The sequence below is a fragment of the Bacillus sp. FSL K6-1284 genome (assembly GCF_038002625.1).
Classification (GTDB): Bacteria; Bacillota; Bacilli; order Bacillales; family Bacillaceae; genus Bacillus; species Bacillus paralicheniformis.
Genome location: NZ_JBBOCW010000002.1, coordinates 18460 through 31333 on the forward strand (window position 1 = coordinate 18460; position 12874 = coordinate 31333).

At 46.4% G+C, this 12874-nt stretch carries 21 protein-coding genes; 1 reads left to right on the plus strand and 20 read right to left on the minus strand.

Annotated features, from left to right (window positions below):
* Nucleotides 1-147 precede the first annotated feature (147 nt).
* From MHB72_RS22445 to MHB72_RS22475, 7 genes are all read right to left on the minus strand, one after another.
* Nucleotides 148-327: a hypothetical protein gene (locus tag MHB72_RS22445; RefSeq protein ID WP_340904299.1), complete on the minus strand. Its 180-nt coding sequence runs from the start codon at nucleotides 325-327 to the stop codon at nucleotides 148-150.
* On the minus strand, nucleotides 328-1602 hold the full coding sequence (locus MHB72_RS22450) for a hypothetical protein (protein WP_340904300.1): 1275 nt from the start codon (nucleotides 1600-1602) through the stop codon (nucleotides 328-330).
* Nucleotides 1602-2033 (minus strand): hypothetical protein, encoded by a 432-nt coding sequence (locus MHB72_RS22455; protein WP_326171861.1) that lies wholly within the window; start codon nucleotides 2031-2033, stop codon nucleotides 1602-1604. The genes MHB72_RS22450 and MHB72_RS22455 overlap by 1 nt, the downstream gene beginning before the upstream one ends.
* 22 nt (nucleotides 2034-2055) lie before the next feature.
* Nucleotides 2056-2847, minus strand: a complete 792-nt coding sequence (locus tag MHB72_RS22460; protein WP_340904306.1) for a hypothetical protein — start codon at nucleotides 2845-2847, stop codon at nucleotides 2056-2058.
* Nucleotides 2848-3094: 247 nt separating this feature from the next.
* Entirely contained in the window at nucleotides 3095-3607 is a 513-nt protein-coding gene (locus MHB72_RS22465; RefSeq protein WP_340904307.1) for a hypothetical protein, read from the minus strand.
* Between the two features lie 291 nt (nucleotides 3608-3898).
* Nucleotides 3899-4534 (minus strand): sigma factor, encoded by a 636-nt coding sequence (locus MHB72_RS22470; RefSeq protein WP_165426400.1) that lies wholly within the window; start codon nucleotides 4532-4534, stop codon nucleotides 3899-3901.
* Nucleotides 4535-4793: 259 nt separating this feature from the next.
* Nucleotides 4794-6020, minus strand: coding sequence for an AimR family lysis-lysogeny pheromone receptor (locus tag MHB72_RS22475; protein ID WP_340904313.1), 1227 nt, complete (start codon nucleotides 6018-6020; stop codon nucleotides 4794-4796).
* 165 nt (nucleotides 6021-6185) lie between these two features.
* Here MHB72_RS22475 and MHB72_RS22960 point away from each other — a divergent pair, with 165 nt between their 5' ends.
* Entirely contained in the window at nucleotides 6186-6434 is a 249-nt protein-coding gene (locus tag MHB72_RS22960; protein ID WP_165426398.1) for a helix-turn-helix domain-containing protein, read from the plus strand.
* A 29-nt stretch (nucleotides 6435-6463) separates the two neighbouring features.
* Here MHB72_RS22960 and MHB72_RS22480 read toward each other — a convergent pair whose 3' ends face one another.
* From MHB72_RS22480 to MHB72_RS22540, 13 genes are all read right to left on the minus strand, one after another.
* Nucleotides 6464-7444 carry a toprim domain-containing protein gene (locus tag MHB72_RS22480; protein ID WP_340904315.1) on the minus strand — a complete coding sequence of 327 codons (981 nt, stop codon included), beginning with the start codon at nucleotides 7442-7444 and terminating at the stop codon, nucleotides 6464-6466.
* Between the two features lie 124 nt (nucleotides 7445-7568).
* Nucleotides 7569-8063 carry an HNH endonuclease gene (locus MHB72_RS22485; protein ID WP_340904318.1) on the minus strand — a complete coding sequence of 165 codons (495 nt, stop codon included), beginning with the start codon at nucleotides 8061-8063 and terminating at the stop codon, nucleotides 7569-7571.
* A gap of 11 nt (nucleotides 8064-8074) precedes the next feature.
* Nucleotides 8075-9418, minus strand: a complete 1344-nt coding sequence (locus MHB72_RS22490; RefSeq protein ID WP_340904320.1) for a DNA helicase — start codon at nucleotides 9416-9418, stop codon at nucleotides 8075-8077.
* Nucleotides 9415-9618: a hypothetical protein gene (locus tag MHB72_RS22495; RefSeq protein WP_340904323.1), complete on the minus strand. Its 204-nt coding sequence runs from the start codon at nucleotides 9616-9618 to the stop codon at nucleotides 9415-9417. The genes MHB72_RS22490 and MHB72_RS22495 overlap by 4 nt, the downstream gene beginning before the upstream one ends.
* Nucleotides 9618-10118, minus strand: coding sequence for a hypothetical protein (locus MHB72_RS22500; protein WP_340904326.1), 501 nt, complete (start codon nucleotides 10116-10118; stop codon nucleotides 9618-9620). Before MHB72_RS22500 ends, MHB72_RS22495 begins: the two co-directional genes overlap by 1 nt.
* Nucleotides 10115-10882, minus strand: coding sequence for an ATP-binding protein (locus MHB72_RS22505; RefSeq protein WP_340904330.1), 768 nt, complete (start codon nucleotides 10880-10882; stop codon nucleotides 10115-10117). Before MHB72_RS22505 ends, MHB72_RS22500 begins: the two co-directional genes overlap by 4 nt.
* A gap of 18 nt (nucleotides 10883-10900) precedes the next feature.
* Entirely contained in the window at nucleotides 10901-11104 is a 204-nt protein-coding gene (locus tag MHB72_RS22510; RefSeq protein ID WP_268327428.1) for a hypothetical protein, read from the minus strand.
* Nucleotides 11101-11274, minus strand: a complete 174-nt coding sequence (locus MHB72_RS22515) for a hypothetical protein (RefSeq protein ID WP_340904337.1) — start codon at nucleotides 11272-11274, stop codon at nucleotides 11101-11103. The genes MHB72_RS22510 and MHB72_RS22515 overlap by 4 nt, the downstream gene beginning before the upstream one ends.
* 16 nt (nucleotides 11275-11290) lie before the next feature.
* Nucleotides 11291-11674 (minus strand): hypothetical protein, encoded by a 384-nt coding sequence (locus MHB72_RS22520; RefSeq protein WP_340904338.1) that lies wholly within the window; start codon nucleotides 11672-11674, stop codon nucleotides 11291-11293.
* Nucleotides 11658-11975 carry a hypothetical protein gene (locus MHB72_RS22525; protein ID WP_340904341.1) on the minus strand — a complete coding sequence of 106 codons (318 nt, stop codon included), beginning with the start codon at nucleotides 11973-11975 and terminating at the stop codon, nucleotides 11658-11660. Before MHB72_RS22525 ends, MHB72_RS22520 begins: the two co-directional genes overlap by 17 nt.
* A complete protein-coding gene (locus MHB72_RS22530; protein ID WP_340904343.1) occupies nucleotides 11975-12301 on the minus strand; it encodes a hypothetical protein in 327 nt (108 codons plus the stop codon). The genes MHB72_RS22525 and MHB72_RS22530 overlap by 1 nt, the downstream gene beginning before the upstream one ends.
* Nucleotides 12302-12475 carry a hypothetical protein gene (locus MHB72_RS22535; protein WP_340904344.1) on the minus strand — a complete coding sequence of 58 codons (174 nt, stop codon included), beginning with the start codon at nucleotides 12473-12475 and terminating at the stop codon, nucleotides 12302-12304.
* On the minus strand, nucleotides 12475-12873 hold the full coding sequence (locus MHB72_RS22540; protein WP_340904346.1) for a hypothetical protein: 399 nt from the start codon (nucleotides 12871-12873) through the stop codon (nucleotides 12475-12477). The genes MHB72_RS22535 and MHB72_RS22540 overlap by 1 nt, the downstream gene beginning before the upstream one ends.
* Nucleotide 12874 lies beyond the last annotated feature (1 nt).

The window sequence follows — 12874 nt, forward strand, 5'->3', positions numbered from 1 at the left end:
TTGGTTCGGACTATCGGGACATCTTATTTATTAACGCGAATAATAGGAAGTTAATTGCGTTGTGAATCGCGTTCCCATATTCGCTTTGCAACAACGAAAAAGCGCATAGGGCCCCGCTGATCACTCCGACGAAATAACTAAACGTCCTCATAAATCGACCTCCTCCGTCCATTTCCATCTGTATTCCGCCTCGTTATCCGCATACCAATCCGACCAGCAAGCGTCGTCGCAAAAGTACCGGTTGAAGAGCGAATCGTATGTTGCGGATCGCCCTTCGTTTAAAATCCGGTTACATACGGCGCAGATTGCGGCAGGTTTTGCGCCCACTTACTCGTCGTCCTTTTGATCGAAACGCGCTTCGACTGGCGCGATTAGTTCGATGCTTGACTGATTTTCTGTGCAATTTCCGTGGTCCTGAGTAGCGACTTTTACGCAACCGTCCTCGGTGACAGCCACAACCTCGCAAATTTCCCCATCATATAAATACTGAACAATATCCCCGACCCTATACTCGCCAACCTTCCGTCCGATTGCGGCCCATTTTTCGATTTCAGCGGCATCTTCTTCCGTTAGGATTTCGAGTTGATCAGGCGTTGCGTATCCGTGGTACCAATCGCATTCAATTTGAATTTTCTTTTCGGTTCTACTTTGTGGGTAATCGTTGTCTACTACGGTATATACCTTTCCGTTTTCAAAGCCGTACAAGGGAGTCTCCCCGCCGCCAGATTTCAACCGGACTTTATCGCCATTCTTAAACTTCGCGCGAGCTGCTGCGTCTTTTGCTTCGGCAACTTCTTCGTCAGCGGCACTGATTATATAGTCCGATGTCTTCTTCGTGTACCCGTACCTATTCCCTGCGATAGACTTAACGCGAAAGTCACAATCATCTTCACCGTAAGGATTTTCAATGATCTCCACGATCTCTCCATTACTAAAACCGGACATACAACTCTGAGTTGCGTTCACCACCTTCGCATAATCACCGACCTTCAGGCGCTCAGGCTTCGGCTCGGCCTCTACGCTTGCGGCGCTGACTTTGCGGTAGACTTCGAAATCGTCGGCATAGTACATATCAAAACGGTCACCATCATCGGCTACAATATGCGGATCTCCGTAATCATCTACACGACAGATTTCGTAATACTTCCCTGCGGTTAGATAGCTGTTCGGAGCTTCGTCAAACTTAACGAAATCGCCCGCTTTCGCCTCGCTCTTGGCAATCCGTACGTATTCCGTCTTGGCTTCGCCTTTTAGCGCAGCAACGTCGGATTTTAATGCCGCGATATCCTTTTCGTTCGTGCTGACGCGATCTTCTAATGACGGTTGAGATGAGGAGACTTTGCGGAATAGCGCATAGCTTTCGTCATAGTTACTGTCAACCTCATCAATATCATCGACAATCCTCGGATCTTTAGCGCTAATTCCTACGGATAAATAAAACTCCCCTTTTGTAGCATCACACCAACTGCCGTCCGTAATTAGCACCAGATCACCCTCCTGAGCGTCGCCTTCCACACGCTCATACTCCGCTCCACCATACGCAACCTTCGTAATTTCACCGTTCACCATATCGAGAGTTTTAACGCCTTCTAATTTCGCCATCATACCGCCTCCGCTTCGTTATTTTCCGCAAAATCTTCCCGCATGAAATTCAGATCCATTTCGACCCAACGCTTGCCTTCCCGTTCTGACGGCCCCCAATAGTCCGTAATGCCGCGATTATCGATCATCCAGACGCGAGGGAATTCCCCCTCACCGATCAGCACACCGATGAAGAAGTCGACGTCTTCAGGCGTATAAGGCTGGCCGTCTCCTTTGCGCCCGTTTACCGTTAAGAAACCGCGATCTTCTCTACGGTCCCGGATCGTCTTAACCTGGAACGTTTTCCACTCGCCAGTGCCCGGATCTCTTGCGCTGATATCGAAGGATTCTTCTGTCTCCGATTTTGATACCGCCTGCCACCCGCTAGCTAATAAAGCCGCACGGGCGATCAGTTCGGAATACTTGCCGATAGTTTCCTTGAGATGCGCCATTCAATCGTCCTCCTTCGTTTTATTAAAACGGCAACGTTTCTTCGTCTACACCTTCGTTAGATTTTTCGTTATCCGAACCGGCACCTAGCGACAGACCGATAAGACTAATATCGAATCCAGCTGCGACCAGGTTTTCGATTTGCGTCTTCTCGTCAGCTTCGAATAGAAGGCCGTCGAACAGTTTTGCGTTGAATTCCTTACCGTCGAATTTAGCGAAGTTTGCGCGTTCCTGTTCGGTGAGATCTTCTTCGAAATCGATAAGGGGTGACAGTGTGACTTTGGTGTCTTTCGCCTCTCCTGTTGTGTTCGTTTTCGTTAACTCAAATGCAAGCTTGCCAAGCTTCTTTTCGTATTTCGTAATTGTTTCGTATACGTCCAGCGCTTGGTTGCGCGTTAAATCAACTACGATTTCCTTACCCGTAGCCAGATCAACGAAGCCCATTGCGAAACGTTCCTTACCACGATATTTACCAGCCTCTTTGCTTTGCGCTTTCTCCTCTTTTTCGTTGCCAGCTTCTTTCGCTGCGAATTGGAGATCGCGATGATACTTTTCGGCCAAGTCCCACGGTGTATGGTCGCTAACTACAAAACCCTTTTCGTTCCGGGTAGATGGATTCTTTGCAACAAACGTACTTATTTTTTTGAAGACGCCGTATCCGAAATACTGCATCAAGTCCTGCGTACCTAATACACGGACCTTATACGAAGAGCCTACACTAAACTTAGCGAAATCGGCCGTGTTTAAATTGCCGCCATCACCTCCGCCGGCCTGTAATGCTGATAGCGCCGCCGCGCCTTTTTGAAATTGACTCATTCGATTTCCCCCTACGTTTTAATTTTGAGGCTTTTCGCCCTCGCAAAATGCCGGTATCTGCGTCCGAAACGCCGCCAGCGCAAAGCAGTAGCGACGCGACTCTGTTACTTAACGGCCACCCCGACATTCTCCGAGCGCCGGGCCGCATATCCACCGCCCTTATTCGCCTTCTTCGCGATTAACTTCGTAAATAAGTCCGCCAATGACAAGCGCTGCAATCACCGCAAATATTTCGAATATCCATGCGTTAGACATAGGCGGCGACTCCTTTTTCCTTCTCGGTTAATTCCGAGCGTTTGGCCGCAAGCTCGCTATATTCTGATTTCAAAACGGAAATCTTTGCGTCGATGCTTGCGATGACTTTGTTCGAACGTGCCTTTGCGCGATTCAATTCGAGCTGCGCAATTTCGAGGTTCTTTTCCGCAAGCTGAACGTTAAGAGCGCGGACTTCTCGTTTAATGCGGCGGATCATTGCGTTTGCTTTGCGCCGTAGTGCCGTCTTCATTTCGGCAGGAAGATCGTTAAGTGGTTCCGCCATTGGATAAACGGTTACGATGCGGTTATCGTCAACGATTAATCGAACTCTATTCTTATGATGATCGTATACGGAAACCGTTCCACCTCTTTTATTCGATGTACTTCCGACGTAGACTGCCGTTTGCATTAACTGAACGAGATGATTTTCCGCCACTGTTGGCGTAACATTGAGACGTTCGACCGCGCGCTCCTTAGCGTGTTTTGTGACTTCGTATTGTTTCATCCGACGCGCACCGCCTTTATCGATTGTGGTCGGTAGTAGTCCGCAGGATCTTCGTCGACAGGCCATGCGCCTTGGTATAAAATTTCGGTTAGTTTGCGCGGATCTAGCTCAGGATACGTATTGGATTCGTTAATTTTGGGGATATTCATAGTACGTTCGCCTCCATATATTTTGGGTAAAACGTACTAGACAGGAAGGTGTGTTCGTATACTGTTCGCTTGTCTTTTGACAACAGATTGTATATGATGAGGATGTAGCGATGCCTTCCGGGCTAGTTACGTTTGAAACGTGTTATACAGATAGAAAAGCGTTAAGTTCGCCGTATTTCGATGCGTCGTAATTTTTCGCTAAGCCTTTGATTACACGTTCGACTTTTTTGTAATGGACGCCTACTTTACTTCCAATCGATGCGTAAGTAGGTCGTTCGCTTGCAAGATGCTCATTAACGATTGCCGTCGTTATTGAGTCGGTATTTTCTGTGAGGGCCCTGATAAGTTGCCGCTTATCATGGTCCGTTTTTATTTCTCCAGAAGTACGTGAAATCACGTACTCTTCAAGATTGAAATGCTCGTCGGATTCAAATGTTGCCGCATTCTCCTCCGCAGTTGTGTCGACTGGAATTCTTCTATTAACATAAGTCATCTGTTTTCCTCTTGTGAAATCTATGGCACATCTAAATAACTGAACCTTCAGATGGTTTTCTACGTCGTCAGTTCTTGTTGAATCGAAATTATCGATACAAAACCATAGTCTCTCATTCAGAACACTGACCATGTCATCGTAAAGAAGTCGACAATTCTTGGTGTATTTCAAAGCAACCCCCTTGATCAGATATTGAAAGTGCTCAAAAACCTGATTGAATAATCCGGGATCTTTTGTGTCTTGATACTTCTCAATGACCGATATTAAGTTTTTGTTTATTTTCAACTAAATCACCTCTCACTTATAACTGCGTATCCAGATTAGAGAATGGACACTCACATGTATAATTTTTTTATTTTTGTTTCTTTATAAGAATAGTAGCATATAAAATACTGAATTTTTCAAAAAGGAACAAACACTATAAAATTCCTGCTTGTTCAAAATATACCTATAAAAAAGACACGACCTTTTCAGATCGCGCCTTGTCCTTTATTAACCTCCTAACTGATTTGCTGCTGTTTCCACTGTCGAATTAGATGCTACCTCAACGCCAAATAATCCGATGCTGATAATCACTGCCAACCCTAAAACTCCTAATAAAATCTTCTTCAAACAAAACATCTCCTTTTTCTTCTCGATTATTTTTCAGGTTTATAAGAGACATTACGAACTCGGAATCCTCTCCCGCTTTTATAATATCCCTTACAATAATAACTGCGTAGAAAAACTTAGAGTTGGACACAAAATCGAGAAATTTATTTACTTTATCTTCTTTGCTCCGATAACTTTCTGCATAATCAATGAATTGCGGATCTTTAATGCTTACCAGACTATCATACTCATCGTTATACGTGCTCTCCCCATTAATTATTTTTTGAAGGGAGGTAAGCGAGGGATGAGCTCCTTCTTCGATCTTGTTATTAAGAAGCAATTTTGCGAAGTTTAAATTGAAGAACGCAAGCGACTCATAAATATCTCCAAGTTCTCTCGCGATTGAATAGCTTTTACTCAGATACATCAGACATTTATCTGGATCACTTAGCAGGTGGGACATTCCAAGGACATAATAAGAATCAGACTCTATTCTCTTATTAATATTTGCGTGTACGAGAATGTTTGCGTATTTTCTCGCCGATTCTAGATTGTTTAGTTGTAGGTGTGAGTGAGCTAAAATCTCGGACAGTCGGTACGCATAAAATTCTTTCATGAGAGAATAATTTCTTTCGTTCAGGGATCTTATGTTATCACCGATGTTTTTTGATTTTTCGAGAACATTGAGGCAGTCTCCTTCTATTAGATCAGCCAAACAATCGTAAATGTCTACAAGTATTCTGAGGGTATGGGCACTTGATTTTTGGAATTCAGAAAGGCTTTCTTTCAGCATGTAAAACTTTATCTCGCCTTTCATATATTTAAATAAAAATGAATAAAACCGAACATACTCACCCACAGTACCTTTTTCCTTCGCATGAATGTCTAACAGCTGTTCAAGTAGATCAAGATCCCTTGTGACCGCTGCATATTCAAACGAATTCTTGATGCAGTTATCTGTAGAAAGGGACGGACATAATTCCCGCATTAACCTTTTATATTCCGCAGGCTCAATCAGCATGCAAAGTTTTAACATATGGTGAAAGGTAAGATTTCTCTGTCCATTCCTCAAGTATGTAAGCTGCCTGGAACAAACATCTAATACACCTAGTAACTTTTCATCGGTTAAGTCGTCTCTGTCTTCTATCTTATTGAACAAAAAAGTCTTTGCGTCTGTCATTGTGTAAAGACCCCCTCTATCTCTCGAAAAATAATGAAGAAATTCTAAGATGAAAGTTCTTATCCCAATTATAATTATTAAATTATCAATATGTCAATAATTATTTCTCTATATTTATGGAAATTGAAAAGACAATACTATACAATAAATTGGACACCTTGAAGAATGGAGGTGTTTATTACGTATAAGGTCGGCAGATGCCGGATACCCGAGTGGTGTGATATTCGTGGATATAAACTTGTCCAAGTAGCAGATGCGGTCGGAATATCAAAGCAAACATTAAACCATTATATAAATTCACGACGCCACATACCAAGTATTGAACGAGCACGTAATATCGCGGAATTTCTTAAAGTGGATCCGATTGACTTGTATGAATGGGAATGGGTATCCGACACAAAAACGGAGGAGTAAGTCATCCTCCGCCGACCGGACGTACGTGTTTATACGTACAATTTTATATGTTGCTTTACGTCCTCCGCGCGCTCATACACCGCCTTCAACTCCGCTCTCCCCTTCGCAAGCAAAAATTCATTCGCATCCTTTCCTTCCGTAATATATCCGTGTGCCAGTCCGACTTTTCCGTATAAATAACTCTCGACCTCCGCCCGCAACTTCCCGCCGGCCTTATCGTTATCCGTCACGATGGTTACGTGTTCGATCGGAGACTGGACGATAATGTCCGCCTTCCGTTGGTTGAACGAAGATCCTCCGGTACCGATCGCCGGCACGCCCGCCGTCATCCACGACTGCGCATCGATCTCCGCCTCGCATAAGACAACGCGCGTCAGCCGCCGGTCATACACGACATTCATTCCGTAAACAAGGTCCCGTATCGGCCAGCCACCTTTGACGTACCAGAACGCCTTACCCCGGGTTGACCGATACTTTACGTTAGCGAGCCGTCCGTTTGGAAGCCGCCAGGGTAGCGCAACCGCACCGCCAGCCATTCCTACGCCCATTAGACGCTGGACAGCCGGCATGATCCCGCGCTTGTTTAAATAATCGTTAGGTCCCGCAACTACGCCGCCGAGAATCGATTCGCTCAAAGGTTCGCGATTCTTTGCGATCTTCAGCTTCGGCAGCCTGAGCGTAAGTTTTCCGTCATCTGATTCCGGCGCATACGCATCGATGAGGTATTCGACCGTCTCTTCTTCGGTTTCTTCGCGCAAGAAGGCGAGTAGCTTAACGAAACCGCCACGTGCATACTCTGCGTCATAATAGCCGCTATCTCCCCAATAGCCGGCCTTTGCGGATGTCGTATTGTCAAGGTAAACGTAAAAGCTTGGCGTCCGGTCATATCGGAAAGGACTTGCGGCCAGAAGGCGCTCGTCCGTCCAGGTCGGCCGCGTCCATTCGAATTGTTCGAGTTCGTATCGTATGTCGACGTCGACCTGGCGGCCATTTAACGTTAAAATCGGCACTTTCGTATCACTCCTTTCGTCCTAATTAGGCCGGATTGTTCTATATATTACGCCCTGATTTCGAAAAATTCCATCGTATTTTGTCGAAAGTATTCAGAATTTTCTGCGGTAAATGTTGACAATGTTATCCAACATCATCCATTTCAATTTTATTTATCCAGGCAAACTCTCCGTGATACTTTTTTGCTGCCTCATTGTATGCTTTCGCCGCTTCAATTTCAGTATCAAACTTCCCGAGTTCTATATCTGTTTTATCAACAACAATCCTAGCTCTCCATTTTTGGTCTCTTTTATAGAACCCGACACCTTTGTATTTGCTTACTCTAGTGTGTCTTGGCTTCTGATTTTGTTGGTTTTGAGTCTTAGTACACACCCTTAAATTCTCTCTTCGGTTATCTAGACCGTTTCCATTTTTATGATCCACGATCTTCCCATCCCCAGGTACAAGGCCACAAATGAACCGATGCATATAAACAGCTGTGTACTTATTTACTCCGACCCGTTGGTTCCTAACAGCGTATCCATTTTGGTTATAATGCCATTTGTACTGATTCACCAACTCATAATCACTATAATCAACTATAGCGACCTTATTATTACTAAGAGGTATCTTTTTCAAGAAGACACCCCCTAAAACTCGAACTGCTCTGCGGCAGATTCGCCTTTCGGAAATTCTCGCAAAACACCGTAGTCGAATAGCGCAACGAGCTCGAGCATGAAATCTTCGCCACCATTCCGGCCTTTCTCGATTCCAATTCCGGCTATTCCCTCTTTAGATACCGAATCAAATCCGATCAAATTCGTCGCGATATCTAACAGGCGAGAGGTGGTTTTTACCTTTTCGCGAGTAGGAATTCGTAGCTCCCTCACGCCGTCTTCGCTAACCTCTTTTTTATCTACGGTCGCCTGAACGGTGTAAAATCCAACTACGTCATAATCACCCACTATATTTTCGAAACGTGTTGCCGCGTACTCGGCTGCGCCCCCTGCTGTTTTATTTACGTTCTTTCCGTAAACATCTGAAAGTCCATAGAATGGATCAAGAAAAACGGCGTCAATTTTTCCTGTACTCAGCTCCCGCTCAAGATCCGCTAATGACCGTGTCAACTCTCTTCCGCTTTTCCCTTGGAAATAAAGTGTTCCGGGGTAGTACGAATCGAGTAACTCTAAGACTTCGAAGAACTTTTCCCGAACAACATCATCCAGTTTTCCCGATAAAATAGCTTTGTTTGGTATACCTACCTTCCGGCCGATCTCGTCTATCAATACCTCGTCGACAGCTGTTGCAATTGAAATAAGACGGGAAATAAACGTGTATTCCTTAACTTCGAATGATTTAACGAGACAGTTTGCACCTTGGCGCAGTAATGAATCGAGAATTCGACAGACTAGGTATGTTTTACCGCGCCCTGACTCACCCATGATTCCATAAATATCACCTGTAAACCACCCCGATATCTCATTATCAAGAGTAGGAAAAGGCGTCTTATAAATCCGGAATGACTTGCCTTCTTCACGCTTTCTATACTCGTCTCTAAACGATTCTTTAATTTCACTCAACGTCCGACCGATAGAACTACGAACGTTTGTTCTTATTTTAAGACTTTCGACTTTTTCCGTCAACCATGAAAATAATTCTTCCGGATTATCTTGCGCTTGGCTAAACCGTTCCGGAAGCTCCTTTTCCGCAATATCAACGAACTCTCGCAACGCTGCCTGTTTCCGCAATTTCTCCGCAAGGTAATCGTAATTGGCCTCGATATTAAAATCCGGCTGGAAGTCCGACACCTCGTTCGCCACCATCTCGGCCGTCGGCGCCTGCCCTCCGTGTTTCTCCGCATATTCCGTGATGTATCGGAGTGCCTTGCGTTCGCCTTCCGTTGGCAGATCCTCGGCGGTAATATTAAAGCGCAACAACGCGTTCGGATCGTTCTGTTCGATCACCTTCGATAACATTAAGACACCGTAGTTCATCCGCGATCCCTCCTCACTCTCTTAACGTAAATGACTCGGACGCCTCTTTTCGCCTGCTCTGCGATTTCGATTCGAATGCGGAAGTAGTCGGACACCTCACCGAACACGCTCGAAACGTAGTCCGCAGCAACTCCGGTGTAATAAAACGCCCAATCTAGCGCAGCAAACGTCCACTTTAACGGATAGAGTAGCCGATACATTATCGCTCAACCTCCCGCTTCAATTTCGCCTTTACTTCGTCCTGCTTCGCCTTGTATTCCTCGTCACCATACATCGCTTCTAAACGTTTGTAATCGTTTAATTCGTCGAGCAGCCCATCGATCTTTTCCGTCTTCTTTTTCGCCATGTCATCCCACGCCTTTTTAATTCCTTCGCTAAGCTTAGTTACGACTTCTTCGGTAGGCAATTCCGGAAGAAATTCCGCCCAATGAATCGCCGTTCCCTCCGGCTCCGGGTAGTTTTCGTAATCAACTCCGTCAAGATATTCGTCAACAAACTGACTGCGGCAGACTAGGCGGATATCGTTTGCATCTGCGAGAATCCATTCGCCGTGAATTGCGTCTGTCAAATCGAACTCAACGTAGGTAGAGACGCCGGCATCATCCGTTTCCTTAACGTCTCGGCGCGAATCAACGAAGAAGATACGGTCAGGGTACCCGTCTACTGCGACCAGGTCTCCGAAAGTGATGTCCGTTTTCATCTCCGCAGCCCCCTTTTCGATTCGCCTACGAATTCACTCACCCAACACAAATCCCCGATCCGGTCCGCAAGCCTTTTCTCCCCGAACACATCCGAAAGTCGTCCGAGAGCGATATTGCTCGTATAGACTGTCGGAAGTTGATTCGTCACCCTTGCGTTAACTATTGCGTGAAGATATCCGCGGAAAGCTGGCGTACAATCCCGCACTCCGACGTCATCCAGTACCGCAAAAGGAGCCGACATCGCAAGCGTCATCTTACGTTGGAATTCCGCTAGGCCGCCCTCGTCGTTCGTCATGGTTGCGAGGTTGAATTCCGTTTGCCATTCGTTCACATCGAGGAAATAGGCCGGACGCTGTGACGGTTCAAGGCCACGCCGCAACGATCCGCTGTAATAGACACGCAGCCATTCGTTAAGGATTGCCGCCGCTGTCGTTGTCTTTCCGGTGCCGGAATTCGCGCTGTAGAGATACAACGACTTGATCCGATCAGCTGGTTCGATATAGCCTTCCGTTTGCTCAAATTGGCGATCGAACGTCTTGACGTAGTTTTCAACCGATTTATATACCGCAGGCTGATCCGCTCTGGCCGGAGAATTGGCGAGCGTTGTCAGTCGATATTCTCGCGGTAAGCCTGCCGCCGCAGTTCGGCCGCCGTTGCCCGATGCGCCGTGCATTGCGATGAAGTGCGGGCATTGGCGGGTACAGGCGGACGTTCCGGCTGCTTTGCATCCGTTAGCCAGGACGCAATTTCTTTCGTTAGTCAATGGCGTTCACTCCCTTCGTTAGACCAATTCCGCAAGCAAATGCGTTATTAAAGTGACTCTTCTTCGTTGCTCATAAGAACCGATGTAATAGTCGCTAGAATGAAGCTCTTCCGTCAAAGCTTCGATCTTATCGATTAACTCATCCGTATGACCTTGTCTTTCGGCCAATTTCGCAGCCTCTACGTATTCCGGCGTGCCAAACGTTAGCTGTCCGATGCTCATTCGCCCACCTCTGTCCGACTGTCGTCAATTGGTTCTGTAAATTCTTTAGGATACAGAAAAATATAATTACCATCACTGACAAGAAAGCAACTGCTTTCTGGAATATCATGCAGTATCTCATACACTTTTTTAGAGTGGGTATTACGCACATACTTTTTCGTCTTAGCCATACCGCAATCCCTCCGTTTAATAAAAGTCGTCGCCGATTTCCGCCTGCTGCTCCCGTCTTTGTTGCGCCGCTTCTTCGGCCCTAATTTCCGCAACTGCCCGCTGTAAATTCCGTCCCATCCACTTCTGCATAAATCCGAAGCTGACGCCCGGCCATTCTTCCGTCGGCCTATATTCCGCAAAGCACAGATCGATGAATCGCTTCGTTACTTCCGGCCCGTATTCGCCCGGCTTTCGTTTCGTTCCGACCCAGCGCCCGAGCATTCCCGCTTCCGCCTTCCAAGGTTCGCGAGTAGGCATCGGAACGTAAGGGACGCCGTACAGTCGCTCATGCTCCGCTTTTAAGTACGCCTGGAAGTCGCGCGTATTCCATTTGGATATCGGTTTATCTGTCGTCGGCATCTTCGTCACCCATTTCGTTAAGAATCGCATAATAATTGTTTTCTTGCGCATAGGCTTCGTAGAGATCGATTTTTCCTTGCAACGCCGCAATGTGATCGAGTAAATCCGGAATATCTTGGCGGGCGTGTGCGATGAACTCAGCGTCTTCTTTCGTTACTGCCGCCGCAACGCCGTCCCAATATGTGTTTACCCAATACCGAAGATTTTCGTTTCCCGGCCACTCACTATCATCTGCGGCCCAATAGCTCTCCGTTGCCGCTCCCACACGCTGACGGATCGCTTCGAGTTCGTCTTTTGTCATTACGCATTCACCCCTTCGATTTTGATTCCTAGTTTGTATAACGTTTCGCGAATGGCCGCTTTCCGTTCCTCTGCGCTAGGTGAACCTCCGTGAGATTCGTAGTACTCCCGCACCTTCTCCTCCGGCGTTTTTTCAACTTCATATCCGTTGATTAATGCGGCCGCGAGCGTCATGATGTCGATAGTATTAATTCCGGAATATTCATCTCCAAAATGACAACAGTGCACTTTAGCAGTAAGCAGTTCTTCTTTTGTCCCCACCTCTAAAAACGCCTCTGTCGAATCCGCCTGCTCCTTCGTAATTACCGGCTTGTTAATTTCGCTCATCTATTCGTCCCCCTTCGCAAGAATATCGTACGCATACAGTTGAATATCGAAGCGAACAATGCTGCTGCCGTCCGAATATATCTGCGATCCCTTAACGTTAAATCCTTTCTGCGCAAAATGATCCCGTAGAATTTTCTCGATCTCGTCGTCAGACATCGTAATCATAACGTTCATCATTCGTCCTCCTTTAATTCGCGCATTAGCAGTCCATGCAATGCGGTGATGATATGCCGCTGGTCATCCGAAAGATTCTCCGGAAGTTTCATCGGAATCACGCCCGGCTTTGATGGCTGACGCTCTGACCGGACGTAGAGGTCGGCCGTTAGTTCTTCCGCTTCCTCGATCGTTTGCTTCAGCCGCTCGTTTTCCGCAATCAATCCGGCAACGGCACAACGTAGGTCTGCGATTTCTTTAGCTTCCGGAAACAGATCGAACGTCATCACCTCCCGCTCTGATCCGTCTTCCTCCTGGATAAATACGCCACCCTCTCCCGGCGCAACTTCCCGCACCTCAATTCCGAGTGCCTTTGCGTCCTGGATAATGCGATCTCTATCGAATTTTGGAACGATCATT

Coding starts and splice junctions, on each gene's coding strand:
- MHB72_RS22450 (WP_340904300.1), bottom strand. CDS start 1,602: ATGGCGAAATTAGAAGGCGTTAAAACTCTCGATATGGTGAACGGTGAA.
- MHB72_RS22455 (WP_326171861.1), bottom strand. CDS start 2,033: ATGGCGCATCTCAAGGAAACTATCGGCAAGTATTCCGAACTGATCGCC.
- MHB72_RS22460 (WP_340904306.1), bottom strand. CDS start 2,847: ATGAGTCAATTTCAAAAAGGCGCGGCGGCGCTATCAGCATTACAGGCC.
- MHB72_RS22465 (WP_340904307.1), bottom strand. CDS start 3,607: ATGAAACAATACGAAGTCACAAAACACGCTAAGGAGCGCGCGGTCGAA.
- MHB72_RS22475 (WP_340904313.1), bottom strand. CDS start 6,020: ATGACAGACGCAAAGACTTTTTTGTTCAATAAGATAGAAGACAGAGAC.
- MHB72_RS22960 (WP_165426398.1), top strand. CDS start 6,186: ATGGAGGTGTTTATTACGTATAAGGTCGGCAGATGCCGGATACCCGAG.
- MHB72_RS22490 (WP_340904320.1), bottom strand. CDS start 9,418: ATGAACTACGGTGTCTTAATGTTATCGAAGGTGATCGAACAGAACGAT.
- MHB72_RS22495 (WP_340904323.1), bottom strand. CDS start 9,618: ATGTATCGGCTACTCTATCCGTTAAAGTGGACGTTTGCTGCGCTAGAT.
- MHB72_RS22500 (WP_340904326.1), bottom strand. CDS start 10,118: ATGAAAACGGACATCACTTTCGGAGACCTGGTCGCAGTAGACGGGTAC.
- MHB72_RS22510 (WP_268327428.1), bottom strand. CDS start 11,104: ATGAGCATCGGACAGCTAACGTTTGGCACGCCGGAATACGTAGAGGCT.
- MHB72_RS22515 (WP_340904337.1), bottom strand. CDS start 11,274: ATGGCTAAGACGAAAAAGTATGTGCGTAATACCCACTCTAAAAAAGTG.
- MHB72_RS22520 (WP_340904338.1), bottom strand. CDS start 11,674: ATGCCGACGACAGATAAACCGATATCCAAATGGAATACGCGCGACTTC.
- MHB72_RS22525 (WP_340904341.1), bottom strand. CDS start 11,975: ATGACAAAAGACGAACTCGAAGCGATCCGTCAGCGTGTGGGAGCGGCA.
- MHB72_RS22530 (WP_340904343.1), bottom strand. CDS start 12,301: ATGAGCGAAATTAACAAGCCGGTAATTACGAAGGAGCAGGCGGATTCG.
- MHB72_RS22535 (WP_340904344.1), bottom strand. CDS start 12,475: ATGAACGTTATGATTACGATGTCTGACGACGAGATCGAGAAAATTCTA.
- MHB72_RS22540 (WP_340904346.1), bottom strand. CDS start 12,873: ATGATCGTTCCAAAATTCGATAGAGATCGCATTATCCAGGACGCAAAG.